Source organism: Thermoanaerobacterium thermosaccharolyticum DSM 571 (assembly GCF_000145615.1).
Lineage (GTDB): Bacteria > Bacillota > Thermoanaerobacteria > Thermoanaerobacterales > Thermoanaerobacteraceae > Thermoanaerobacterium > Thermoanaerobacterium thermosaccharolyticum.
Window position 1 is genome coordinate 1996528 of the sequence record NC_014410.1, and the last position, 23367, is coordinate 2019894.

Consider the following 23367-nt stretch of genomic DNA (forward strand, 5'->3'; position numbering starts at 1 on the left):
CCTTATAAAACTTCCTGGTTATATCTTTTCTTGAAAACTAAATATTTATGTAATAAAACGCTATTTTTTAGTTTCTTTGCCCTGGCACATAATCTCCCGGTTTGACATTAAATGATATCTTATGTCCATCGCTTGTTGCAACAATTGTTCCACATTCATCTGTCCTATATACAGGTATATTCCTTACTTTAAGCTTTTTTAATGTCACACTATGTGGATGACCGTAGTCATTTCCTTTGCCGCTTGAAATGACAGCATACTCTGGATCAACAGCATTTAAAAAGGCAGTTGTGGTCGACGTATAGCTTCCATGATGGCCAATTTTAAGGACATCAGACTTTAAGTCGTATCCTTGATTAATCATTTCTTTTTCTGATTCAGCTCCAGCATCCCCTGTAAACAAAAAGGATGTATCGCCGTAGGTTAATTTGATTACAGCACTGTATTCATTGAGATCATCATATTTTGTGCCGTTCGGTGCAATCATCACTGCAGTCAAAGAAGTACCTAAGTCAAGTGAAACTCCCGCTTTTGCCACGTCTATCTTTAATCCTTTATTTTTTGCCGCATTCAATACATACTCAAATGTCTTTGTATTTGTCGTCACTTTCGGCATGTAAAATTTGCCAATATCAAAATCATTTATTACGTAATCCATACCACCAATATGGTCCTCATGCGGATGTGTTCCTACTAGAATATCAATTTTTTTTACTCCTAAATTTTTCAAATAATTGACGACTTTATTGCCCATCTGGGGTACTCCAGCATCTATTAACATAGTTTCTCCAGTAGGTGATTGTATAAAAATACTATCACCTTGTCCTACGTCTATAAAGTGAACTTTTAACAGCCCGGCCTTATTTGCACTTGCAGTATTTTGCGATTCACTTAGATTTGAATCCGCCGCACTGCCTGCCGGTGCAGTAATATTGGTGCCTTGATTATTTGTCGAAGAGCATCCAGCAATAGAAAAAAGTAAAGTAAAAATCAAAAATACTATGAAAAACTTTTTTAGCATAATTGCACCTCTTTATTCTCTGAATAATTCATCAGCAAGTTTTTTTATGTATTGGCTCCTCATTTTCGTCTCTTCTTTATCTATATGAATATCAAACGTAAGTATGTCTCCTTCTTTTGCTTCCCTTGGCAAAAGCGAGCGTGGAAGATTAAACGTAGTACGGCCATACTCTATAACCGCATAGTCACCTTCAAATCGATCTATAATACATTTCTCATCCATAGACATCCCTCCGCTTTTATTATAACACGCAGCCACTGCATCACATGTCATTCAGCTTTATTTTATGTATCATCATAAAATTTAAGCAAAAAAAATTACTAACTTACGTTAGCAATTTTTAATGTAAGTTTATAATTGTAAGTGGAGATGAAGGGATTTGAACCCTCGACTCCCACAATGCGAATGTGGTACTCTCCCGCTGAGTTACATCCCCATCGTAGATAATTATACTATAAAATCACTATAATTTCTACAAATTTTTTTGTTTTCACATTGCAATAACGTCTATTAAATGATAACATAATTTACGATATAATATGTTTCCAATATAATAAGGAGATGGTAGTATGCTTTTAAAAGACAATGATATTGTTCTTTTTCAAGGAGATAGCGTCACAGATGCTGGTCGCAATAGGGAAAACCCTGACGATCTAGGATATGGATATCCAAATATCATTGCTTCTTTGTTTGCAGCACTTCATCCGGAATTAAACGTTAAATTTTTAAATAGAGGAGTCAGTGGCAACAGAGTAAGAGACCTTAAAAATCGATGGACTACCGATTGTTTGGATCTAAAGCCTACAGTAGTAAGTATATTGATAGGTATAAATGACACTTGGAGAAATTACGACAGCCATGACTACACATCTCCAGAAAAATTTGAAGAAGACTATAGGTACATACTAACAAGAACAAAAGAAGAGCTAAACGCAAAAATAATAATGATGGAACCTTTCGTCCTACCAGAGCCAGAAGACCGCAAAGACTGGAGAGTGGATTTGGACCCAAAAATACATGTAGTAAGGAAGCTTGCTTACGAATTTGGAGCATATTTTATTCCACTTGACGGTATCATGGCTCAATTTTCAATCATAAAAGATCCTCTTTTCTGGACAGTAGACGGCGTACATCCAACAAATGCGGGACATGCACTTATTGCAAAAGAATGGCTTAAATTAGTTAAAGCTTTATAAATAATTTTATTTCATACTGCCTCTGTATTCAAAAATGAGGCAGTTTTTTTGAAATAAAAATCCGACTTTGATAGCCGGACATTTCTCATTTGGTGGGGTTAACAGGGCTCGAACCTGTGGCCTCTACGATGTGAGCGTAGCGCTCTAACCAGCTGGGCTATAACCCCACTTTTTAAATATTAAGAATTTATGTATATAATTATCATGATGGGGTTAACAGGGCTCGAACCTGTGACCTCTACGATGTCAACGTAGCACTCTAACCAGCTGAGCTATAACCCCAATCTGTAAGTTTAGTATATTATATTTTTTTATTTATGTCAATATTCCGTTTTCTTTAAATATACGACCTTACTACTTTGCACTTCCCATCAATTATGTATCTATCAATAGACGCAGGAATTAATACTGATTCACCTCTTTTTAAGTGCATCATATCGTCCCCACAAACTAATTCACATTCACCTTCTACAACTACCAATGTATTGAATATTCCTTTCGTATCAATAATTACAGATGTATCTATATTTATTACGTCCGTATTAAAATATTTTGACCTCACTACTTCTGCAATACTACCGCCTTCTATTTTTTTGTATTCAGGTACAATCTTATCACTCTTTAAATTAAAATCAATTACATCTAAAGCCTTATCTATATGAAGCTCCCTTTTATTGCCATTATCGTCAACTCTATTGTAATCATAAACTCTGTAAGTAAGGTCAGAATTTTGCTGTATTTCACATATGAGTATACCATCACCAATAGCATGTACCAAACCTGAAGGAATATAAACTACATCGCCAGGATTTATTTCAATCTCATTTAGGCAATCTTCCAATCTGCCTTCGTCCAGCAGTGTCTTAAACTGTTCCTTTGTAGTACCTTCTTTTAAACCGCAAACAAGTTTAGCACCTGGCTTCGCATCGATTATGTACCACATTTCTGTTTTACCGAGATCGCCATTCTCATGTTTGTACGCATAATCATCGTCTGGATGCACCTGCACCGATAGCTTGTCGTTTGCATCTATTATCTTTATCAGCAAAGGAAATCTATCATATGATTTACCTTCACCGTATATATCATTTTTATGCTGTTTTGCCAATTCATTTAATTTGACGCCGTCAAAACTGCCGCCTTCAACTTCGCTCACTGCTGTCCTATTATCCGATATGCACCACAACTCACCGATTTTTTTACCGTAGGGAATATTAAAGCCATATTTTGTCTTTAACGCATCGCCTCCCCATATTCTCTCCATGAATATAGGTTTGAATTTTAATGGTTGCATTTAATCACCACCTTAAAAAATTATTCTGCGACTTCAAAAGCAATTTTAATCATATCATTGAATGTCTTTTGCCTTTCTTCTGCTGATGTTGCGTGACCAGTTACAAGGCTGTCGCTAACCGTCAATATAGTAAGCGCATTTACACCGTATTTAGCAGCTAAAGTGTAAAGACCTGCAGTCTCCATTTCAACTGCCAAAACTCCAAATTTTGCCCACAGTTTCCAGCTATCTTTATCATCGTTGTAAAATGTATCCGAAGAAAGGACGTTTCCTACTTTCACATTTATACCCATACTTGTAGCAGCATCATAAGCTTTTTTTAGAAGCTTAAAGCTAGCAGTTGGAGCATAATCCATGCCATTAAATCTAATCCTATTTATAGCGGAATCTGTTGAAGAAGACATTGCCAATATTACATCCCTAATATTTATATCGGGCTGCATTGAACCACATGTGCCAATTCTTATCAGATTTTTTACATTATAGCTTTCTATAAGCTCGTTCACATATATCGATATAGACGGTATGCCCATGCCTGTCCCTTGTACAGATACCCTTTTCCCTTTATAATTTCCTGTATACCCGTACATTCCGCGGACTTCATTATAGCACTTTACATCGCTTAAAAAATTCTCGGCAATATATTTAGCTCTTAAAGGATCTCCTGGAAGCAGCACTGTATTTGCTATTTCTCCTTCTTTTGCGCCAATGTGAATACTCATAAATGCATCTCCTCTTCATATTTTATCCAATATTATATTAACAAAAAAAGTTTAAATCTTCAATTATATATAATCCTTAACAATATTTTCGTCTTTTATGATACTGTCTATTACACCACCACCGAGGCAATATTCACCATCATAAAATACAACAAATTGTCCTGGTGTAACAGCTCTTTGTGGCTTATCAAAGACTACAAAGTACCCATCATCTTTAGCATAAACAGTTACATCTTGGTCAGGCTGTCTATACCTAAATTTTGCCTTACATCTAAATGTATCAGCTTCTATGCTGTTGTCAATCCAATTAACATCTTTAGTGAACAGTGCATACGAATATAAAGCTGGATTTTTTTCACCTTGTGCCACATAAAGTATATTGTTTTCAACATCTTTATCAACTACAAACCAAGGTTCTCCAGTTCCAATACCACCTATTCCTAGCCCTCTTCTCTGTCCTAATGTATAAAACATCAATCCGTCGTGTTTTCCTAACACGCGTCCTGATAAATCTCTTATTTCTCCCGGCTTAGCAGGCAGAAATTGATTTAAAAATTCTTTGAACTTCCTTTCTCCGATAAAGCATATGCCTGTGCTGTCTTTTTTATCTGCAGTTTTAAGACCGGCCTTTCTAGCTATTTCTCTGACTTCGAATTTATTTAGGTGACCTATGGGAAATATCGTCTTAGAAAGCTGCTTCTGGCCTAACTCACACAAGAAGTATGTTTGATCTTTATTTTTATCGACGCCTTTTAACATCCTGTATTTACCGTTGCTGTATTCTATTCTTGCATAGTGACCTGTTGCAATATAGTCTGCTCCAATTTTTAATGAAAAATCTAAAAAAGCTTTAAATTTTATCTCCTTGTTGCACATAACATCTGGATTTGGTGTTCTTCCACTTCTGTATTCGTCCAAAAAATATTTGAATACCCTATCCCAATATTCCTGAGTAAAATTTATTGAATAATACGGTATGCCAATTTTATCGCAAACTCTGACAACATCCTCATAATCCTCTGCTGCTGTACAGTATCCAGAATCATCCTCTTCATCCCAGTTTTTCATAAATATCCCGACTACATCGTATCCCTGCTCTTTAAGAAGCAGTGCTGACACAGATGAATCAACTCCACCAGACATTCCTACTACGACTTTTATATTCTTATTACTTTCAATCATTTAGATTTACAACCTCTCTTAAAAATTAATTATTGAAAAAAACCCAATGCCATATGACATTGAGTTCTTTGCTTTAATTACGAGCAAGTCTATAAGCCGAGTTCTGTTTTAGATGGTCATCTATCTACGATATCAGTTGCCTGATACCTCTAGCGGTTTTACCCGAGGGTTAAGCGGGCCACTTATTATTCCCTCCTATTTTACCTTGCTCCAGGTGGGGTTTACAGAGCATTCCAGTCGCCTGGATGCTGGTGAGCTCTTACCTCGCCTTTCCACCCTTACCCGCTACTTATTTCGATATGTATAACGTACTTAATAAAATTACAATTCATATCAAAATAAATAGCAGGCGGTATATCTCTGTTGCACTTTCCTTGGAGTCACCTCCACCGGGTATTACCCGGCACCTTGCCCTATGGAGCTCGGACTTTCCTCGTACATATTGTACGCGACCATCTGGCTTACTCGTACATTTTACTCTCTAGAGTTAACATGATATCACTATTGCTGTTAATTGTCAAATGGTAATTATTACATGAATATAAATGGATCAGATTGTATTTCGCTTGTAATTACATTCAAATCTATATTCATTTTCTGTACTTCATCTCTTATATATTCTGCAATAAAATTTACTGAAATCTTCTCAGTGCCAAAGTGGCCTGCATCGATTATCGATAGTCCCAAATGTTTAGCATCTATTGCGTCATGGTATCCAACATCTCCTGTAATCAAAACATCGGCACCTTTAAAAGCTGATATTGATACAAGATTACCACCGCTACCACCGCAAATAGCCACTTTATTTATGGTCTTTCGCAAATCGCCTACAACTCTAAGATTCTTTAGTCCTAACTTCGCTTTTACATCATTGGCAAGGTCTCCTAATGTAGTACCTTTTATGTATCCTATTCTTCCTATTCCATATTCATTATATAGCGTCTCTACTGGATATATATCATACGCTACTTCTTCATATGGATGAACTTTCAGCATAGCGCTTATTATTCTATTAACCAATTTTTCTGGAGCAATCGTCTCAATCCTTATTTCTTGTGTATTTTCCACTTTACCTATTTCGCCTATGAAAGGATTTGTTCCCTCTAATGGTCTAAAACTCCCTGTACCCAATATTTGAAAAGTACAATCACTGTAATTTCCTATAAATCCGGCACCTGCATTGCACATAGCGGTTTTTACTATCTCCTCATATCCAATAGGCACATACACGACGATTTTCTTATATCCTTCTTTGTATGTAACCTGCAATATTTCCTCATTGTATATACCAAGTATATTGCAAAGAATATCGTTCATTCCACCCTTTGCAGCGTCAAAGTTAGTATGCGCCGAATAAACTGGGATATCTTCTTTTACTAATAGGCTTATTATTTCACCCGCTGGATTATCTGTACGTACGTTCTTTAAAGGTCTAAATATAATTGGATGATGTGTGATAATCATGTCTACATCTTTTGATATAGCCTCTTTTACAACTTCTTTCGTTGCATCAAGGGCTACCATCACAGTAGAGACATCTTTTTGAGGATTTCCAACTAGTAGGCCTATGTTATCCCAATCTTCTGCACACTTATGTGGTGCAAGTTTGTCAATCATTCCGGCTATTGTCTGGCATTTCAGACTCATATAATAACACCTCATATTTTTTAATTTTATGCAAAATATCCTCTTTTAAAGAGACACTATTATTGCTTTTAGAAACTTCGTCAACTATTTTATTCAACTTTCCTATCTTATATCTTATATAATCTTTAAGCAAAGGGTGACTCTTTTCAAAGAGTTTTTTGCCTATTTCAAAAAAAATCTCATCGTCAACCGTTTCAATTCCATGCTCAACAGTTATTATTTCGAAAAATTTACCTTTTTCGAAAACAAGGTCTTCATCAATAATTGAATAACCATTTTCATAAATATATCTCCGAAGATGGTCTGATGATGTCATAGGCTGCAAAATAAACCTCTTTATCGTTGATGCAATATTTTTATCTTTTTCCAAAATATCTGCTATTAGTATTCCACCCATTCCTGCTATTATTGCAGTATCGACTTCGTAAGGTTTTACAACGCTTAATCCATCACCAAGTCGTACAATAATATTTTCTGACAACTTGTGCCTTTCGATCTCATCAATAGCTTTATTAATGGAAGCTAATTTTACATCAGATGCAATAATGTAGTCTGAAATGCCATTTGAATAGAGATAGACAGGTATATAACCATGATCTGTCCCAATATCTGCAACTTTTGAATGAACTTGTACCATTTCAACAATAGACTTTAATCTCTTTGACAGCTTCATTTTATAAAATAAAAAGCATTTGTTAATCAAATGCCTGTCCTTTCATCTTATATGGTGGGCCTTCAGGGACTCGAACCCCGGACCAATCGGTTATGAGCCGACCGCTCTACCAACTGAGCTAAAGGCCCTAATATGGCTCCTCAGGTAGGGCTCGAACCTACAACCTACCGGTTAACAGCCGGTTGCTCCACCATTGAGCTACTGAGGAATACAATAATTATTATACTACATTTTTGTCTTGTGTCAAGCCTGTATTAAACTAATCTAAAAAGTCTTTCAACTTTTTGCTGCGGCTTGGGTGTCTCAACTTTCTTAAAGCTTTTGCTTCTATCTGTCTTATTCTCTCCCTCGTAACATTAAACTCTTTACCAACTTCCTCCAGTGTCCTTGCTCTGCCGTCATCTAACCCAAACCTCAACCTCAATACTTTTTCTTCTCTAGGAGTCAATGTGTCAAGAACATCTATAAGCTGCTCCTTTAGCATTGTAAACGCCGCTGCCTCTGCTGGAGCTGGAGCATCTTCATCAGGTATAAAATCACCAAGATGGCTATCTTCTTCTTCACCAATAGGAGTCTCCAATGATACTGGTTCCTGAGCTATTTTCATTATTTCTCTGACTTTATCTACCGACATATCCATTTCTTTAGCAATCTCTTCCGGCAGTGGATCACGTCCTAATTCTTGCAAAAGCTGTCTTGAAACTCTTATAAGCTTATTAATAGTTTCTACCATATGAACAGGGATTCTTATTGTTCTAGCCTGATCAGCTATTGCCCTTGTTATTGCCTGCCTTATCCACCATGTAGCATATGTGCTGAATTTGAAGCCTTTTCTGTAATTAAACTTTTCAACAGCTTTCAAAAGCCCCAAGTTTCCTTCTTGTATTAAATCGAGAAACTGCATACCTCTTCCTACATATCTTTTTGCGATACTAACTACAAGCCTTAAATTTGCCTCAGTCAGCCTCTTTTTGGCTTCTTCATCTCCTTTTTCTATCCTTTTTGCAAGCTCTATCTCTTCATCAGGAGATAAAAGAGGAATCTTGCCAATCTCCTTTAAGTACATTCTTACCGGATCATCGATGTTAATGCCTTCAGGAATGGATAAATCCAAGTCTAAATCCTCTTCAGGTATCAATTCTTCCTGCTGAGGCTCTTCTCCTACAATTTCTATCCCCAACTTTTCAAATGTGTCATAGACTTTCTCGATTTGTTCAGCATCCATGTCGATATCTTCAAGAGAATTCATTATCTCATTGTAAGTCAGCATTCCATTTTTTTTGCCTTTATCAATAAGTTCTTTTATAGAATTCTTTACTTTTTCTTTGTTCACGGGTGTCCCCTCCTTATGGGTAACCTTTTTATCAGCCATTTTTTAACTTCAGCATCTCCTTTTCATAATTCTGTAATTGTACTAAAAGTTCTCTCTCTTTTTCAATGTCACCAGCAATATAAGAATCATCGATTTCCTTTTTAATGCGAACTATCTTCCTGCTTAAATCGTCTTTTATTATCTCTCTGATGCAATCATCAACTATTTTTTCATTAATTTCTTTCTCGCTATACAGTATATCGAATATATCGTTAAATTCGTCTCTTAATTTAGCATTGTCCAACATAAAGCTTAAGTCTTTTATATCTACATGTCCTCCATCTTCAAGCCTTTCAAAAATAAATGTTATAACAGACTTTAAAAGTTCATCGTCAATGTCATTTATGTCCAGCTTTTCTTTTACCTTATCATAAAGTTTATTATCAATTAGCAGCAATGCAATCAAATACTTAAGGGATGGTATCTTTTTTATCCCACTGTATTTAATATTATGCCTATTATTGCCAACTGTATACCTAATTTTTTTATTATTTTGTACAAAACCCTTGACAAATTGATCTATTTCTGCTCTAATAGTGTTTTCAGGTATTTGAGCATCTTTTGCTACTATTGATACATATACATCTCTTTTTACTTTATCTTTAATTGTAGAAAGATCCTTACATACCTTTTTGATATATTTGATTCTGTCTGCAGGATTATTCAAATCTAAATCCTGCTTATACTTTTTAATTTTATACTCTATCAATGTGTCTGTTTTTTCAAGAAGCTTTTTAAACGCATCAAAACCTTCTTTTCTTACGTATTCATCAGGATCCTTTCCATTTGGCACTGTTAAGATATTCACATTTAAGTTTAACTCATCTAATAAATTAAGTCCCCTGATTGTTGCCTCTACACCAGCTTCATCTGCATCGTAAGATATGACAACTATATTTTTATATTTTTTAATGAGTTTACCTTGCTCTAGAGTCAGAGCCGTACCTAATGACGCAACAACATTGTCAATTCCACTTTGATACAAAGCAATAGCATCCATATATCCTTCAACGATGATAAATTTATCTTCCCTCGTCTTTTTAGCATAATTAATTCCATATAGCGTCTTGCCTTTTTTAAAAACAATAGTTTCAGGAGTGTTTAAATATTTTGGTTTCATATTATCAAGCACTCTACCGCCAAATCCTATTACATTGTTTTTTTCATCAATTATTGGGAACATTACTCGATTTCTAAACCTGTCATAGAATCTACCATTATTGCTTTTTGATATTAAGCCTGCATTAACCATCGTATCTATACTATATTTATGCTCTTTTAAATATTTCAATAATTCGAGTCCACTCGATGGTGAATATCCAAGGCCAAATCTTTTTATCGTAACGTCATCTATACCTCTATCGTAAAGATATTTTAAAGCGGCTTGTCCAGATCTAGAATAAAGGCATTTGTAATAAAATATAGCAGCTAATCTATTTATCTCATATATTTCTTCTTTCAGCTTTTTCTTTTGATACTCTATGCCTGATAAATTTTCTTCCTCGATTTTTATACCAGCTTTATCTGCCAAGAATTCAACGGCTTCCTTAAAACCTATATTTTCTATATTCATTACAAAGGTAATGACATTTCCGCTTGCATGGCAACCAAAACAATGATAAAGCTGTTTTTCTTGACTTACATTGAAGGATGGTGTTTTTTCATGATGGAATGGGCATAATCCTTTAAAGTCTTTTCCAGATCTCTTTAATGAAACATAATTTGAAACTATATCAACTATATCATTTTCTTCTATAACTCTATCAATTACGTCTTTCGAATAAGACATAAACACCACCTTTATATTTAGTTCGACAAAAAACAGTAAAATCCTCTTTTTTATAAACAATTATAAAATTTTCACGGAAATAATATATTCGACATAAATTCCTAAAATCCTGCTTGTCTTTTTATATTTTAAAAATTTTTATCTTCCCACGGTGAAGGCAAAAAAAGCTCTTTATATTTGATTATAGCGTACTTATCAGTCATTCCAGCTATATAATCTGCTACTGCTCTCTCTTTTCCGTATTTATATGTCAACTCAACAAATTCTTTCGGCATACCATCTACATTCTCGTAAAAATAATTAAAAAGTTGCTCGACAACCTTTTTGGCTTTAATTTCTTCGCTTTTTGCTTTAGATCCTATATATACTTTTTTAAATAAAAAATCTCTGAGACTGTAAGTCGCCTCATAGATATCATCACTCATAGATATATCATTTTTACCCATGCTATTCTCGATTATGTCTCTTACCATTGTATTTATTCTCTTGCTGTGGGTATCTCCCAATATTTGCCTTAAATCTCTAGGTATATCATCATTTGTCAATATTTTACCTCTTATAGCATCATCTATATCATGGTTTACATACGCTATTTTATCAGACAGTTGAACTATCTTTCCCTCAAGAGTTCCTGGACTGCCTGAAGTAGAATGATTTAGTATTCCATCTCTTACTTCCCAAGTCAAATTGAGTCCTGAACCATTGTTTTCTAATACGTCAACAACTCTCAAGCTCTGTACATTATGCCTAAAGCCGTCCTTTAAAAGTTTGTTCAATACTTGCTCTCCGGAATGTCCAAAAGGAGTATGACCCAAGTCATGCCCCAATGCAATCGCTTCAGTCAAATCCTCATTAAGCCTTAAAGCTCTTGCAATCGTCTTTGAGATCTGAGCAACTTCTAAAGTATGAGTCAATCTCGTCCTATAGTGATCTCCTTCAGGCGAAATAAAAACTTGCGTTTTATGGCTTAATCTTCGAAATGCCTTACAATGTATGATTCTATCCCTGTCCCTTTGAAAATCTGTACGTATATCGCACTTTTCTTCTTCGCTAACTCTTCCTTTTGTTTCCATACTGTGTGCTGCATACGGTGATAGTATTTTATATTCCATATCTTCAGATATTTCTCTTATATTCATCTTATCACCTTCTCAAAAAAGAAAACCCAAAAAGGGTTTTATTCCACAACCAAACGATATTATTTTCCCATCAGCAATGTTAATATCAATGAAGTAATGATAAATACGACTGCACTGATTGTCGTAAGTCTCTCCAAAGTGCCTTCCATCGTCCTTGCCTTATTTTTGCCAAAGAAAGTTTCAGCACCACCTGCTATAGCTCCAGATATACCTGCACTTTTGCCCTGTTGCAACAAAATAACTGCCATCATAAATAAACTGACAATAATATGAATTATAAGTACTATTATTTTTAGCATATGTTTAACCTCCGAAAATCAGATTTACGTGCATACTACACTATTTTTATTATATAACAATAACTTATTCATATCAAGCATAAATTTAAAATCGTGAAAGGGATTAAAATATAATTACTCATCTTCATTTATATCCATACCGTGCCTGTGGCAATGACCATGATGTACTGTATCGTCTCCATAAACTTTGTAATTTCCGCCCTCCACTTTAATTGCCTTTCCATTAACAAGAGCATCAGCAACTTTCTCACGAGCGGAAATAATAATTCTAAAAAATGTTGGCCTTGAAACTTTCATCTTTTCTGCACACTCTTCTTGCTCTAAACCTTCCAAATCCTTTAGCCTAATAGCTTCAAATTCTTCGACTGTAAGCACTACTTCATTTAAAGAATGCATAGGTATCCCTACCGGCTTGAAATAATTAACGTTTGGTTCACATTTTACCCATCTGCATTTTTGAGGTCTTGGCATATTATCACATCCCATATTCTTTTATACATGTTATAGTACTATTTTAACACTTATCTGATATTTACATCAAGATATTAATAAAAGACATGTTATTCTGAACACAAAAAGAAACCCAATAAATTTATTGGGTTTCTTTATAATGCTTCTTATTTTACGTTGTAAAAAGCGGCCTTACCAAGATACTGTGCTATTCCACCTAATCCTTCTTCTATTCTCATCAACTGATTATATTTTACAACTCTATCAGTTCTTGAAGGTGCACCAGTCTTGATCTGTCCAGCATTAACAGCAACAACAAGATCTGCAATAGTTGAGTCTTCTGTTTCACCTGAACGGTGTGATACAACAGCAGTATATCCTGCTTTCTTAGCCATCTCTATTGCATCGAGTGTTTCTGTAAGTGTACCTATCTGATTAAGTTTAATGAGTATTGAATTTGCAACACCCATCTTTATACCCTTTGAGAGTCTTTCTGTATTTGTAACAAAAAGATCGTCACCTACAAGCTGTATCCTCTTGCCTAATCTCTCAGTTAAGAGTTTCCATCCATCCCAGTCTTCTTCTGCTAAACCATCTTCTATAGAAACGATAGGATATTTATTTACAAGTTGTTCCCAGTAGTCTACCATTTCTTCTGAAGTCCTGACTACTCCTTCACCATCGAAATGATATTTCCCATCTTCTTTGTACATCTCTGATGATGCAGGATCAAGTGCTATTGCTACATCTTCACCTGGTACATAACCTGCTTTTTGTATAGCTTCTAATATTACCTGGATTGCTTCTTCATTTGATGTAAGATTTGGCGCGAAACCACCTTCATCACCAACTGTTGTGCTTAAGCCTTTTGATTTAAGTACAGACCTTAAATTGTGGAAAACTTCAGCACATGTCCTTAAAGCCTCATGGAAGCTTTGCGCACCAACAGGCATAATCATAAATTCTTGTATGTCAACATTGTTATCTGCATGTTTTCCACCGTTTAATATGTTCATCATCGGAACAGGGAGAATCTTTGCATTTACACCGCCGAGGTATTGATAAAGTGGCAATCCAACTTCTTCAGCAGCAGCTTTAGCAACCGCCAGTGATACACCAAGAATTGCATTAGCACCAAGATTAGATTTATTTGGTGTTCCATCCAAGTCAATCATGGCTTTGTCTATAGCTACCTGGTCAATTGCATCCATTCCAATAATTTCTGGAGCGATTTTTTCATTTACATTTTCTACAGCTTTTAATACACCTTTGCCTAAATATCTGTTATTGTCTCCATCTCTTAACTCAACAGCTTCAAACTGGCCTGTTGAAGCACCAGATGGAACTGCAGCACGTCCTACTGCACCGCTATCTAATTCAACTTCAACTTCTACTGTTGGATTTCCCCTTGAATCAAGGATTTCCCTAGCATAAACATCTACAATTATAGACATAAATATTCTCCTTTCGTTTTTTATCTTCCTATTATAAGGGACTTACCTGTCATCTCTTGTGGTTTTGGAAGTCCCATTATATCAAGCACTGTTGGTGCTATATCAGCAAGTATTCCATCATTTCTAAGTGTAACATCACCCTCGCCAATTACTATAAATGGCACAGGATTTGTCGTATGAGCCGTTTGTGGCTCTTTAGTAACTGGATCTATCATCTGCTCTGAATTTCCATGATCAGCAGTTATAAGTATAGTACCGCCAACTTCCTGACAAGCTCTAACAATCCTTCCCACGCACTCATCAATTGCCTCAATCGCCTTTACAGCCGCATTAAATACGCCTGTATGACCAACCATGTCAGGATTTGCAAAATTAAGCAGTATAAAACCATATTGATTTGACTTAATTTTTTCTACTACTGTATCAGTAACCTCATATGCACTCATTTCAGGTTTTAAATCGTAAGTTGCCACTTTTGGTGAAGGTATCAATATCCTGTCTTCACCTTTATTTGGCTCTTCTACACCACCGTTAAAGAAAAATGTAACATGAGCGTATTTTTCAGTTTCAGCTATTCTAAGCTGCTTTATGCCTTTATCGCTTAAATATTCGCCCAATGTATTTTTTAAATTCTCGAGCTTGTATGCAACATGTATGTTCTCGAATGTTATATCATACTGAGTCATAGAGACAAAGTAAACAGGTATATAGCCCTTTTCTCTTTCAAAATAGTTAAACACTTCGTCTATAAAAGCTCTTGTAATCTGCCTTGCTCTATCTGGCCTGAAATTAAAGAATATTATAGAGTCATTTGCATCTACAGTAGCGGTTGGCTTTCCATTTTCTAAAATAACAGTAGGTTCTACAAACTCATCTGTCTGATCTTTACTATATGCTATATCTATTGCTTCTTCAGGTGAATTAGCAAATACACCTTTGCCTAACGCTATGGCATCATAAGCTTTTTTCGTCCTATCCCATCTTTTATCGCGATCCATTGCATAGTATCTTCCTGCGATGGTAGCTATTTTTCCTATTCCAAGCCTATTAGACTCATCTTCAAAAGCTTTTACGTATTCCTTAGCACAGGCTGGCGGAACATCCCTTCCGTCTAAAAATGCATGAACATACACTTCATTTAATCCTTGCTCTTTTGCAAGTTTCATAAGTGCAAAAAGGTGCGTAATATGACTGTGAACACCACCGTCGGACAAAAGTCCAAAAAGATGAAGCTTAGAGCCATTTTTCTTGACATTTTCAATAGCATCGAGAAATTCTTGCTTTTTAAAGAACTCCCCTTCTTTAATTTCCTTGCTTATTCTTGTTAGCTCCTGATATACAATTCTTCCAGCGCCTATGTTTAGATGTCCAACCTCTGAATTTCCCATCTGTCCTTCTGGAAGCCCAACAGCAAGTCCACTTGGTATTAGCTTTGTATTGGGATAATTTTTAAAGTAATAATCAAGATTCGGTGTATTAGCTGTGTAAATAGCATTTCCCTCTTTACTTTCTGAAATGCCAAATCCATCTAAAACAACAAGCATTACAAAATTTTTGGGCATGCAATCCTCTCCTTAATAATTTACAATTTTAGCGAAATCCTGCGCTTTAAGGCTAGCTCCGCCCACCAATGCCCCATCAATATCGCTCTCTGACATTAACTCTTTAGCATTATCAGGTTTAACACTTCCCCCATATTGTATTCTTACCTCATTAGCAGTATTTATATCATAAATACTAGCTATTGTCTCCCTGATAACTTTTATAACATCATTTGCATCCTTTGATGTAGCTGTTTTTCCAGTACCAATAGCCCATATAGGCTCATAAGCTATAACGACATTTGTTACATCATTCTTTAAAACATCATCTAATGCTTTTTTTGTCTGCTCTCTTACAACATCAAATGCTTTGCCATCTTCTCTTTGACTTAAAGTTTCACCAACACAAACAATTGGTTTTAAGCCATGGCTCAATGCAGATTTTACTTTTCTGTTTACCGTTTCATCAGTCTCAGCAAAATATTGTCTTCTTTCTGAATGACCAATTACAACATATTCTACACCAATTTCCTTAAGCATAAGCGGTGAAACTTCGCCAGTAAATGCTCCTTTTTCTTCCCAATGCATGTTCTGTGCACCTAATCTTATGTTTGATCCGTCCAATGCTTTTTTAACATCTACCAAATCCACAAAAGGTGGAATAACAACCACTTCCACATCAGTATCTGCCACTAGAGGCTTTAGTTCATTTACAAGATTTACAGCATCAGACGGTGTCATGTGCATTTTCCAGTTGCCTGCAATTATAGGTATTCTCAATTAAAACACCTCTTTATTTATCATTTAATGCGGCAATTCCAGGTAAAACTTTGCCTTCTAAAAATTCTAATGATGCTCCACCACCGGTAGAGATGTGTGATACCTTGTCTGCATAGCCAAGTTGTTCAACTGCTGCAGCCGAATCTCCGCCTCCTATTATCGTCGTACCACTGCATTCACTCATTGCCTTTGCAATAGCTTCTGTACCTTTTGCAAACTCTTTTATTTCAAAAACACCCATTGGTCCATTCCAGACTACTGTCTTGGCATCCTTTATAACATTAGAAAATGCTTCTACAGTCTTAGGCCCAATGTCTACACCTATTTTGTCTTGCGGCATCTTATCTATGTCAACCACTTCATATGGAACTCCAGGCTTTAATTCTTCGCAAACTACTGTGTCTACAGGCAATAAGAGCTTAACACCCTTTTGTCTAGCTTTTTCAATCAAGTCCTTTGCAAGCTCTAATTTGTCTTCTTCTAACAGCGATTTTCCTATTTCGTGTCCTTCAGCTTTTATGAAAGTATAAGCCATGCCACCGCCTATAAGCAAGCTATCAACTTTATCTAAAAGATTTGTTATTACGCCAATCTTATCAGAGACTTTTGCACCACCAAGTATAGCTACAAATGGTCTCTTTGGATTTTCCAAAGCTCCACCCATAAAGTTGAGTTCTTTTTCAATTAAAAATCCTGATACAGCAGGCAGGTAACTTGCAACACCTGTTGTTGAAGCATGTGCCCTATGAGCTGTGCCAAAAGCATCATTAACGTATATGTCAGCAAGTGATGCTAATTCTTTTGAAAAATTAGTATCATTTTTTTCTTCTTCAGCATGGAATCTTACATTCTCTAGCAATAAAACTTCCCCATCTTTTAATGAATTGGCTTTTGATTTCGCATCTTCTCCTATTACATCATCAGCCATTATAACAGGTTTGTTTAATAATTCTGAAAGTCTTTTTGCAACAGGTTTCATGGAATACTCCGGATTGAATTTTCCCTTTGGCCTTCCAAGATGTGATACTAAAATTACTTTTGCATTGTTATCGATGAGATATTTGATAGTAGGTAATGCTGCTTTTATCCTTGTATCATCGGTAATATTTTTTTCACTGTCCATAGGAACATTAAAATCAACTCTTACCAATACTTTTTTCCCGCTTACATCCACATCTCTGACAGTTTTTTTCACGTATATACCTCCTAACATGATATATTATGGGACAAGGTTATAAACCTTGTCCCACTTACATATTAAAGCCTATCTGCTACATACTTAGCAAGGTCAACAACCCTGTTTGAATAACCCCATTCATTGTCATACCATGAAACAACTTTTACAAGATTGCCTTCCATTACCATAGTTGATAATCCATCAACTATTGATGATCTTGAATCACCTTTGAAGTCCATCGATACTAATGGCTCATCTGTGTATCCAAGTATTCCCTTGAGCTCATTTTCTGCGGCTTCTTTCAATACTGCATTTACTTCTTCTACTGTCACGTTCTTTTCTAACTCTGCAACAAGGTCAACGACAGACACATCAGGTGTAGGAACCCTCATAGCAAAGCCATTGAGTTTTCCTTTCAATTCAGGTAAAACTAATGCAACTGCTTTTGCTGCACCTGTTGTTGTTGGAATTATTGACATTGCTGCTGATCTTGCTCTTCTTAAATCCTTGTGTGGAAGATCAAGAATTCTCTGATCGTTTGTATAAGAGTGAACAGTGGTCATTAATCCTCTCTTTATGCCGAATTTGTTATGTAATACCTTCGCAAAAGGTGCTAAGCAGTTTGTAGTACATGATGCATTTGAAATTACATGGTGTGCATTTGGATCGTACTTGTCCTCGTTAACACCCATAACTATTGTTATATCTTCATTTTTAGCAGGCGCTGAAATTATTACCTTCTTTGCTCCAGCTTGTATATGCTTTACTGCATCTTCTTTGTTTGTGAACCTACCTGTTGACTCAATTACGATGTCAACACCCAAATCTTTCCATGGCAACTTTGCGGGATCTGTTTCTTTTAATATTTTTATTTCCTTGCCATTTACAACAAGTGAGTCTTCTTTTGCTACAACTTCACCTTCAAATTGGCCAAATGTTGAATCATATTTTAATAGATGTGCTAATGTTTTAGCATCAGTTAGATCATTGAATGCAACAATATCAAGATCTACATTTTTCTTTAATGCTGCTCTGAAAAAGTTTCTGCCTATTCTACCAAAGCCATTAATACCTACTTTTACTGCCATAATATTTCCTCCTTTAAAATTATATTTTATATTAAACACCTTTCGGTGTATTAACAACTTTTTAATATTTCAAACGCTGCGCCTTCATCTGTTATAAGGACATCAACCATACCACTGCTACAAGTTGACAGGATTGCATCAGTCTTACTTCTACCTCCAGAAACAGCTATTAAATTTTTGACATTTTTTAAATCATCTTTTGTAAGAAATATGCTAGGTGTCTCATACACCGTTTCACCATTTATATTTAAGTAAAACCCTAATGCCTCCGATGTTGCACCTACTTTCTCTAAATAGTCCCTTGTAGATGGAGGTAAGTTTCTTCTGTCCGCCATTACATCAGCACGACCAATCCCAAAAAGTACTATATCAGCTTTTTTGAGTATGTCGATGACGTTTTTTATGTCAGGTTCATTTATAAGAGTTGCTATCGCTTCTTTCCCTATGTTGTCAGGTATATGAAGCATTTTATATGAGCCCCCTAATTTTTTTGCAAGAACAGATGCTATCGTATTAGCCTGCTTTTCAACATCACGACCTAAGCCACCTCTTGCAGGTACCACCATTATATCAGACTTTGTATAACACTGGGGCATTTCATTTGCAACTTCCATTACTGTTGAACCACCAGTCAATGCTATAATGCTGTCATTTTTGATAATACTTTTGAGATAATTTGCAGCAGACTTTCCCATATCCTTTTTTATTAGCTGGTCATTATCAACATCGCCAGGTATAACCATAACTTTTTTCAATTTTAAGCGATTTGCCAGAGTCTTTTCCATGTTGTTTAATCCCTTTAGCTCATGGATAAACTCCTTGAGTTCTTCTAAAAGCTTCTCGCCATCTTTAGTCACTGTCATGCCTAAAGGATTTATGTCGATAAGGCCTTGGCTTTTTAAAAAAGATACCTCAGTCCTTATTATTCTCTCGCCAATGTTTAATTGATATGATAAAGCTCTTCTGCCAATTGGCTGGCTGAAATATATATTACGCATTATAGTATACCTTTTTTGCAGCAGTTCTATTAACTCAGGCACAATTTTCTGTTGTAGTGAAATTATGTCACTCATGTATCTAAACCTTCTTCAGGACTTTTATTGACCCGTTGTCTTATAACTGTCCCGCCAAATTAATAAATAATATTTACTTCCAATACTATTTTATATTAAGAATCTCATTTTTTCAATAGATTAAATGATAAAAGAGAGCAATTTCTAAAATTAGGCTCTCTTTTATCAATATCTCTTTCTCTTGCCTGATGATGGAATATTCATCTCTTCTCTGTATTTTGCGACAGTTCTTCTTGATATCGTGATTCCTTGGCTAACAAGAATTTCGGCAATCTTTTGATCGCTTAATGTTTTTTTAGGGTCCTCATCGCTTATCAACTGCTTTATCATCTCTTTTATCATTTCCTGCGAAAATTTTTCACCATCGCCATTTTCAATACCGTTTTGGAAAAAGTATTTTATTTCAAATACACCTAAAGGCGTATCTACATACTTCCCATTTATTGCTCTGCTTACGGTTGATTCATGAACACCAACGATTTCTGCTATTTTTTTTAAGTTCATTGGCTTAATATATTTTTGAATCCTATCAAAAAATTCTCTCTGCTCTTTTACTATTGCACTTAACACTTTGTACAAAGTATCACGGCGACTTTCTATGCTTTTAATGAGCCACATTGCTGACTGAATTTTATTTGACAGATATTTTTTTATATTGTCATCATCTGTTGCAGTCAAAATACTTTCATATGACTTATTTATTCTCAATCCGGGATACAGTGACTCATTTATCAGCACAACATAATCGCCATTTACCTTTTTAATATATTCATCTGGAATAACATATTTTGTATCGTTATAACTTGAAAAACTGGCTCCCGGTCTTGGATTTAATTTCTTTATTTCATCAACTGCATTCTGTACTTCCTTGATATCAACGTTTAATTTTTTTGCGATATATGCTAATTTGTTGTCAGCAATCTCATACAGATAATTATCAATAATTTCTTTTATAATGCCGTTGTACAGGTTTTTTGATTTAAGCTGTAGTTTAAGACATTCATTTAAATTCCTTGCTCCAACTCCTGGCGGATCAAAGGACTGTACGATATTTAAGGCTTTCAAAACATCAGCTTCATTAAATTTGTATTCTTCACTTAGCTTTTTAACATCGTCATTTAAATAACCATTGCTGTCGAGATCGTAAATTATAACTTTGCATATTTCTTTTAATTTCTTCTGAAGAGGTGTTATATGAAGTTGAAACATCAAGTGATCTGTCAGTGATGTCTCATTATAAACTATATTTTCAAAGCTATAGTCATCCTTTTCTTCATCATCGCTGCTGTAATTATATTTATCTAAATCGCTATTTTTGTTCATCTCAATGTAAGCATCAATGATGTCTTCCCTCTCCTCGGAAGCTTCCAGCATTGGATTTGTCTCTAATTCGTTCGTAATCAGTTCATTTAACTCATATGAATTCAATTGAAGAATCTCAATAGCTTGTTTTAGCTGCGGAGTCATCATTAACTTCTGCACTTGTTTTAAATTAAGTCCTATATCCAGCTTCATACTCTACACCCTCATTAATTTTATATATCTCTTTATATATTATATCATAAATGTAACCGTTTAGAAACATATCAAAAATATCCAGAAAGGATAAAAAGTCTATGTTTTAGAAAGTTGGATTTCACATAATCTCAAAGGTATGGTATAGCCCTTTATAATCTTCCCACTTTTCTACGACATTTTCGACTCTAGCCCATCTTAACCCATTTTTTATGTAAGAAATAAGCTCTCGAATATTTTCTTCATCACCTTCAGCGACTATTTCAACACTTCCATCATATAAATTTTTCGCATATCCTGTTATATTAAGTCGCATAGCCATATTGTAAACAGAGTACCTAAGACCTACTCCCTGGACATAACCTGTCAAATTTAAGTAAACCATCTTTTTCATAAACTTTTCTCCTTTCACTCATTGCATATAAATAAAATTATCGATCCTTTATATGAACTTTTTATTATGCCGATCCGCAGCTAAAGCAAATGCAATAGGCTATAAAATAAATTTATTTATAACGTAAGCAACACCATTTTCCATGTTTGATTTCGTAATAAAATCTGCAGTTTTTTTAAGTTTTTCAATAGCATTCTCCATTGCTACTCCAAGCCCTGCAAATTCCACCATTTCTGTATCATTTTCACTATCACCTATTGCCACCATTTCTGACCTATCAACTCCAAGGTATTCTCCCAAAATTCTAAGTCCATTGCCTTTATTTATTCCTTTATTTAATATTTCTATGTTATTATAAAATGAGCTTGTAGTTTCTAGTTTATCGCCTTTATTGTTGTCTATTATATCTCTTACACGTTTTATTTTTTCTGAATCTTCATCAAACATTACAAACTTCACAATATTATCTTTTAATTTATCAGTAAAATCGATATCCTTAGGTATATCTTCGACTTTTACTCTTAAAGTTTCAGCATATAGCCTATTCCATTCACCGTACTTTTGATATTTACTGGTGCTTTCAGGTGAGTAGACAATTTTATCACTGTAAAAATGGTAATATAGGTCATTTTCATTTGCCAGATTTATTAAATAGGATATTAAATCAACGTCAAGAACACTTTTATATATTTCATTATCTTTATCATCTCTTATCATTGCTCCATTGCTTGCAATTATATATGGTTTAAATCCTAGAAATTCCGAATATGCATACGCAGATGCATAAATCCTTCCTGTTGATATAACTACATAAATTCCACTGTCATGAGCTTTTTGCAGTGCTTCTAAGTTTTCTCTTGAGATTTGCTTGTCATATGTCAAAAGCGTATCGTCCATATCTATCGCGACTAATTTGTATGCCATCATAGTCCCCCATTCATCAGAATATTTTTTCAATACTACTATATCATTACTTATCATGAACTTCAAGTTTGCATAATTTTCACTGGAAAAAGATATCTTAAAAAAATGATTGACAGTATAAAATAGAAATAGTATAATGTAACTATCAATATTACATGATAAATTTTATTAATTAATATTGTATCTAGAAAGAAGGGATATGATGGACGATATCTCGTCAATTCTCAAAGAAAAAGGGCTCAAAGTTACACCGCAAAGATTGGCAATTATAAATATGCTTAGAAATACTAAGGAACATCCCAGTGCTGAAACAATATACAAAACATTGTCGTCCGATTTCCCAACAATGAGTCTAGCAACTGTATATAAAACGCTTGAAATGCTTAAAAATATAGGACTTGTACAAGAGCTTAATGTTGGCGAAGGTAGCTTTAGATATGACGCAAATGTCAATTCGCATCCTCATTTAATATGTTATGGATGTAACAGAGTAGATGACCTTGATGATTCAGCACTAGATGATCTTCTTGGTGAAGTTAGTAAATATACTGATTATCTTTTAAAGGATCAAAAGCTATATTTTTATGGCTATTGTCCTGAATGCAAGAATAAAAAAGTAAACTAAAAAACGAGCGTA

23 protein-coding genes, 5 tRNA genes and 1 other RNA gene are annotated in these 23367 nt (G+C 35.0%); 2 read left to right on the plus strand and 27 right to left on the minus strand.

Annotated features, from left to right (window positions below; all coding sequences use genetic code 11):
- Nucleotides 1–67: 67 nt before the first annotated feature.
- From TTHE_RS09950 to TTHE_RS09960, 3 genes are all read right to left on the minus strand, one after another.
- The gene (locus TTHE_RS09950; protein ID WP_013298452.1) at nucleotides 68–1021 is read right to left on the minus strand and encodes a ComEC/Rec2 family competence protein; all 954 of its coding nucleotides are present in this window, start codon (nucleotides 1019–1021) and stop codon (nucleotides 68–70) included.
- A gap of 12 nt (nucleotides 1022–1033) precedes the next feature.
- Nucleotides 1034–1243, minus strand: coding sequence for a DUF3006 domain-containing protein (locus TTHE_RS09955; RefSeq protein WP_013298453.1), 210 nt, complete (start codon nucleotides 1241–1243; stop codon nucleotides 1034–1036).
- 142 nt (nucleotides 1244–1385) lie between these two features.
- A tRNA-Ala gene (locus TTHE_RS09960) sits at nucleotides 1386–1457 on the minus strand.
- A 133-nt stretch (nucleotides 1458–1590) separates the two neighbouring features.
- Here TTHE_RS09960 and TTHE_RS09965 point away from each other — a divergent pair.
- On the plus strand, nucleotides 1591–2217 hold the full coding sequence (locus tag TTHE_RS09965) for an SGNH/GDSL hydrolase family protein (protein ID WP_013298454.1): 627 nt from the start codon (nucleotides 1591–1593) through the stop codon (nucleotides 2215–2217).
- A gap of 90 nt (nucleotides 2218–2307) precedes the next feature.
- Here TTHE_RS09965 and TTHE_RS09970 read toward each other — a convergent pair.
- The 24 genes from TTHE_RS09970 to TTHE_RS10080 all read right to left on the minus strand — a co-directional run bounded on the left by TTHE_RS09970 (nucleotide 2308) and on the right by TTHE_RS10080 (nucleotide 22730).
- Nucleotides 2308–2384 (minus strand) — tRNA-Val (locus tag TTHE_RS09970).
- A 41-nt stretch (nucleotides 2385–2425) separates the two neighbouring features.
- A tRNA-Val gene (locus tag TTHE_RS09975) sits at nucleotides 2426–2499 on the minus strand.
- 55 nt (nucleotides 2500–2554) lie between these two features.
- Nucleotides 2555–3511 (minus strand): mannose-6-phosphate isomerase, class I, encoded by a 957-nt coding sequence (manA, locus tag TTHE_RS09980; protein WP_013298455.1) that lies wholly within the window; start codon nucleotides 3509–3511, stop codon nucleotides 2555–2557.
- 20 nt (nucleotides 3512–3531) lie between these two features.
- Complete coding sequence (gene deoD, locus TTHE_RS09985; protein ID WP_013298456.1) at nucleotides 3532–4233, minus strand: purine-nucleoside phosphorylase; 702 nt, start codon at nucleotides 4231–4233, stop codon at nucleotides 3532–3534.
- Between the two features lie 63 nt (nucleotides 4234–4296).
- The gene (mnmA, locus tag TTHE_RS09990; protein WP_013298457.1) at nucleotides 4297–5415 is read right to left on the minus strand and encodes a tRNA 2-thiouridine(34) synthase MnmA; all 1119 of its coding nucleotides are present in this window, start codon (nucleotides 5413–5415) and stop codon (nucleotides 4297–4299) included.
- Nucleotides 5416–5491: 76 nt separating this feature from the next.
- An RNA gene (gene rnpB, locus TTHE_RS13825) (RNase P RNA component class A) lies at nucleotides 5492–5883 on the minus strand.
- A 63-nt stretch (nucleotides 5884–5946) separates the two neighbouring features.
- Nucleotides 5947–7062, minus strand: a complete 1116-nt coding sequence (locus TTHE_RS09995) for a Nif3-like dinuclear metal center hexameric protein (RefSeq protein ID WP_013298458.1) — start codon at nucleotides 7060–7062, stop codon at nucleotides 5947–5949.
- Entirely contained in the window at nucleotides 7025–7735 is a 711-nt protein-coding gene (locus TTHE_RS10000; protein WP_041587584.1) for a tRNA (adenine(22)-N(1))-methyltransferase, read from the minus strand. The genes TTHE_RS09995 and TTHE_RS10000 overlap by 38 nt, the downstream gene beginning before the upstream one ends.
- 52 nt (nucleotides 7736–7787) lie before the next feature.
- Nucleotides 7788–7863: transfer RNA gene (locus TTHE_RS10005), tRNA-Ile, on the minus strand.
- 5 nt (nucleotides 7864–7868) lie between these two features.
- Nucleotides 7869–7943 (minus strand) — tRNA-Asn (locus TTHE_RS10010).
- A gap of 51 nt (nucleotides 7944–7994) precedes the next feature.
- Nucleotides 7995–9068, minus strand: a complete 1074-nt coding sequence (gene rpoD, locus TTHE_RS10015; RefSeq protein WP_013298460.1) for an RNA polymerase sigma factor RpoD — start codon at nucleotides 9066–9068, stop codon at nucleotides 7995–7997.
- 31 nt (nucleotides 9069–9099) lie between these two features.
- Entirely contained in the window at nucleotides 9100–10896 is a 1797-nt protein-coding gene (dnaG, locus tag TTHE_RS10020; RefSeq protein ID WP_013298461.1) for a DNA primase, read from the minus strand.
- Between the two features lie 128 nt (nucleotides 10897–11024).
- Nucleotides 11025–12035 carry a deoxyguanosinetriphosphate triphosphohydrolase gene (locus TTHE_RS10025; protein ID WP_013298462.1) on the minus strand — a complete coding sequence of 337 codons (1011 nt, stop codon included), beginning with the start codon at nucleotides 12033–12035 and terminating at the stop codon, nucleotides 11025–11027.
- A gap of 59 nt (nucleotides 12036–12094) precedes the next feature.
- A complete protein-coding gene (gene secG, locus TTHE_RS10030) occupies nucleotides 12095–12334 on the minus strand; it encodes a preprotein translocase subunit SecG (RefSeq protein WP_013298463.1) in 240 nt (79 codons plus the stop codon).
- Between the two features lie 114 nt (nucleotides 12335–12448).
- Nucleotides 12449–12805 carry a DUF134 domain-containing protein gene (locus tag TTHE_RS10035; RefSeq protein WP_013298464.1) on the minus strand — a complete coding sequence of 119 codons (357 nt, stop codon included), beginning with the start codon at nucleotides 12803–12805 and terminating at the stop codon, nucleotides 12449–12451.
- Between the two features lie 146 nt (nucleotides 12806–12951).
- Entirely contained in the window at nucleotides 12952–14238 is a 1287-nt protein-coding gene (gene eno, locus TTHE_RS10040) for a phosphopyruvate hydratase (RefSeq protein ID WP_013298465.1), read from the minus strand.
- 20 nt (nucleotides 14239–14258) lie between these two features.
- Nucleotides 14259–15800: a 2,3-bisphosphoglycerate-independent phosphoglycerate mutase gene (gene gpmI, locus TTHE_RS10045; protein WP_013298466.1), complete on the minus strand. Its 1542-nt coding sequence runs from the start codon at nucleotides 15798–15800 to the stop codon at nucleotides 14259–14261.
- Nucleotides 15801–15812: 12 nt separating this feature from the next.
- On the minus strand, nucleotides 15813–16559 hold the full coding sequence (gene tpiA / locus TTHE_RS10050; RefSeq protein ID WP_013298467.1) for a triose-phosphate isomerase: 747 nt from the start codon (nucleotides 16557–16559) through the stop codon (nucleotides 15813–15815).
- Nucleotides 16560–16572: 13 nt separating this feature from the next.
- A complete protein-coding gene (locus TTHE_RS10055) occupies nucleotides 16573–17754 on the minus strand; it encodes a phosphoglycerate kinase (RefSeq protein ID WP_013298468.1) in 1182 nt (393 codons plus the stop codon).
- Between the two features lie 62 nt (nucleotides 17755–17816).
- Entirely contained in the window at nucleotides 17817–18824 is a 1008-nt protein-coding gene (gap, locus tag TTHE_RS10060) for a type I glyceraldehyde-3-phosphate dehydrogenase (RefSeq protein ID WP_013298469.1), read from the minus strand.
- 50 nt (nucleotides 18825–18874) lie between these two features.
- Nucleotides 18875–19897, minus strand: a complete 1023-nt coding sequence (locus TTHE_RS10065) for a sugar-binding transcriptional regulator (RefSeq protein WP_013298470.1) — start codon at nucleotides 19895–19897, stop codon at nucleotides 18875–18877.
- Between the two features lie 165 nt (nucleotides 19898–20062).
- Nucleotides 20063–21412: an RNA polymerase factor sigma-54 gene (rpoN, locus tag TTHE_RS10070; protein ID WP_013298471.1), complete on the minus strand. Its 1350-nt coding sequence runs from the start codon at nucleotides 21410–21412 to the stop codon at nucleotides 20063–20065.
- Between the two features lie 121 nt (nucleotides 21413–21533).
- On the minus strand, nucleotides 21534–21806 hold the full coding sequence (locus TTHE_RS10075) for an acylphosphatase (RefSeq protein WP_013298472.1): 273 nt from the start codon (nucleotides 21804–21806) through the stop codon (nucleotides 21534–21536).
- 99 nt (nucleotides 21807–21905) lie between these two features.
- Nucleotides 21906–22730 (minus strand): Cof-type HAD-IIB family hydrolase, encoded by an 825-nt coding sequence (locus TTHE_RS10080; protein WP_013298473.1) that lies wholly within the window; start codon nucleotides 22728–22730, stop codon nucleotides 21906–21908.
- A 202-nt stretch (nucleotides 22731–22932) separates the two neighbouring features.
- Here TTHE_RS10080 and perR point away from each other — a divergent pair, with 202 nt between their 5' ends.
- Nucleotides 22933–23355, plus strand: a complete 423-nt coding sequence (gene perR, locus TTHE_RS10085; RefSeq protein ID WP_013298474.1) for a transcriptional regulator PerR — start codon at nucleotides 22933–22935, stop codon at nucleotides 23353–23355.
- Nucleotides 23356–23367 lie beyond the last annotated feature (12 nt).

Bases quoted from the DNA above. Each gene is read 5' to 3' on its own strand.
- TTHE_RS10080 (WP_013298473.1), bottom strand. From the start codon at position 22,730: ATGGCATACAAATTAGTCGCGATAGATATGGACGATACGCTTTTGACA.
- TTHE_RS09955 (WP_013298453.1), bottom strand. From the start codon at position 1,243: ATGGATGAGAAATGTATTATAGATCGATTTGAAGGTGACTATGCGGTT.
- eno (WP_013298465.1), bottom strand. From the start codon at position 14,238: ATGTCTATAATTGTAGATGTTTATGCTAGGGAAATCCTTGATTCAAGG.
- manA (WP_013298455.1), bottom strand. From the start codon at position 3,511: ATGCAACCATTAAAATTCAAACCTATATTCATGGAGAGAATATGGGGA.
- TTHE_RS10000 (WP_041587584.1), bottom strand. From the start codon at position 7,735: ATGAAGCTGTCAAAGAGATTAAAGTCTATTGTTGAAATGGTACAAGTT.
- dnaG (WP_013298461.1), bottom strand. From the start codon at position 10,896: ATGTCTTATTCGAAAGACGTAATTGATAGAGTTATAGAAGAAAATGAT.
- TTHE_RS09995 (WP_013298458.1), bottom strand. From the start codon at position 7,062: ATGAGTCTGAAATGCCAGACAATAGCCGGAATGATTGACAAACTTGCA.
- gpmI (WP_013298466.1), bottom strand. From the start codon at position 15,800: ATGCCCAAAAATTTTGTAATGCTTGTTGTTTTAGATGGATTTGGCATT.
- deoD (WP_013298456.1), bottom strand. From the start codon at position 4,233: ATGAGTATTCACATTGGCGCAAAAGAAGGAGAAATAGCAAATACAGTG.
- TTHE_RS10035 (WP_013298464.1), bottom strand. From the start codon at position 12,805: ATGCCAAGACCTCAAAAATGCAGATGGGTAAAATGTGAACCAAACGTT.
- mnmA (WP_013298457.1), bottom strand. From the start codon at position 5,415: ATGATTGAAAGTAATAAGAATATAAAAGTCGTAGTAGGAATGTCTGGT.
- TTHE_RS10075 (WP_013298472.1), bottom strand. From the start codon at position 21,806: ATGAAAAAGATGGTTTACTTAAATTTGACAGGTTATGTCCAGGGAGTA.
- rpoN (WP_013298471.1), bottom strand. From the start codon at position 21,412: ATGAAGCTGGATATAGGACTTAATTTAAAACAAGTGCAGAAGTTAATG.
- TTHE_RS10065 (WP_013298470.1), bottom strand. From the start codon at position 19,897: ATGAGTGACATAATTTCACTACAACAGAAAATTGTGCCTGAGTTAATA.
- TTHE_RS09965 (WP_013298454.1), top strand. From the start codon at position 1,591: ATGCTTTTAAAAGACAATGATATTGTTCTTTTTCAAGGAGATAGCGTC.
- secG (WP_013298463.1), bottom strand. From the start codon at position 12,334: ATGCTAAAAATAATAGTACTTATAATTCATATTATTGTCAGTTTATTT.
- TTHE_RS09950 (WP_013298452.1), bottom strand. From the start codon at position 1,021: ATGCTAAAAAAGTTTTTCATAGTATTTTTGATTTTTACTTTACTTTTT.
- TTHE_RS10025 (WP_013298462.1), bottom strand. From the start codon at position 12,035: ATGAATATAAGAGAAATATCTGAAGATATGGAATATAAAATACTATCA.
- perR (WP_013298474.1), top strand. From the start codon at position 22,933: ATGGACGATATCTCGTCAATTCTCAAAGAAAAAGGGCTCAAAGTTACA.
- gap (WP_013298469.1), bottom strand. From the start codon at position 18,824: ATGGCAGTAAAAGTAGGTATTAATGGCTTTGGTAGAATAGGCAGAAAC.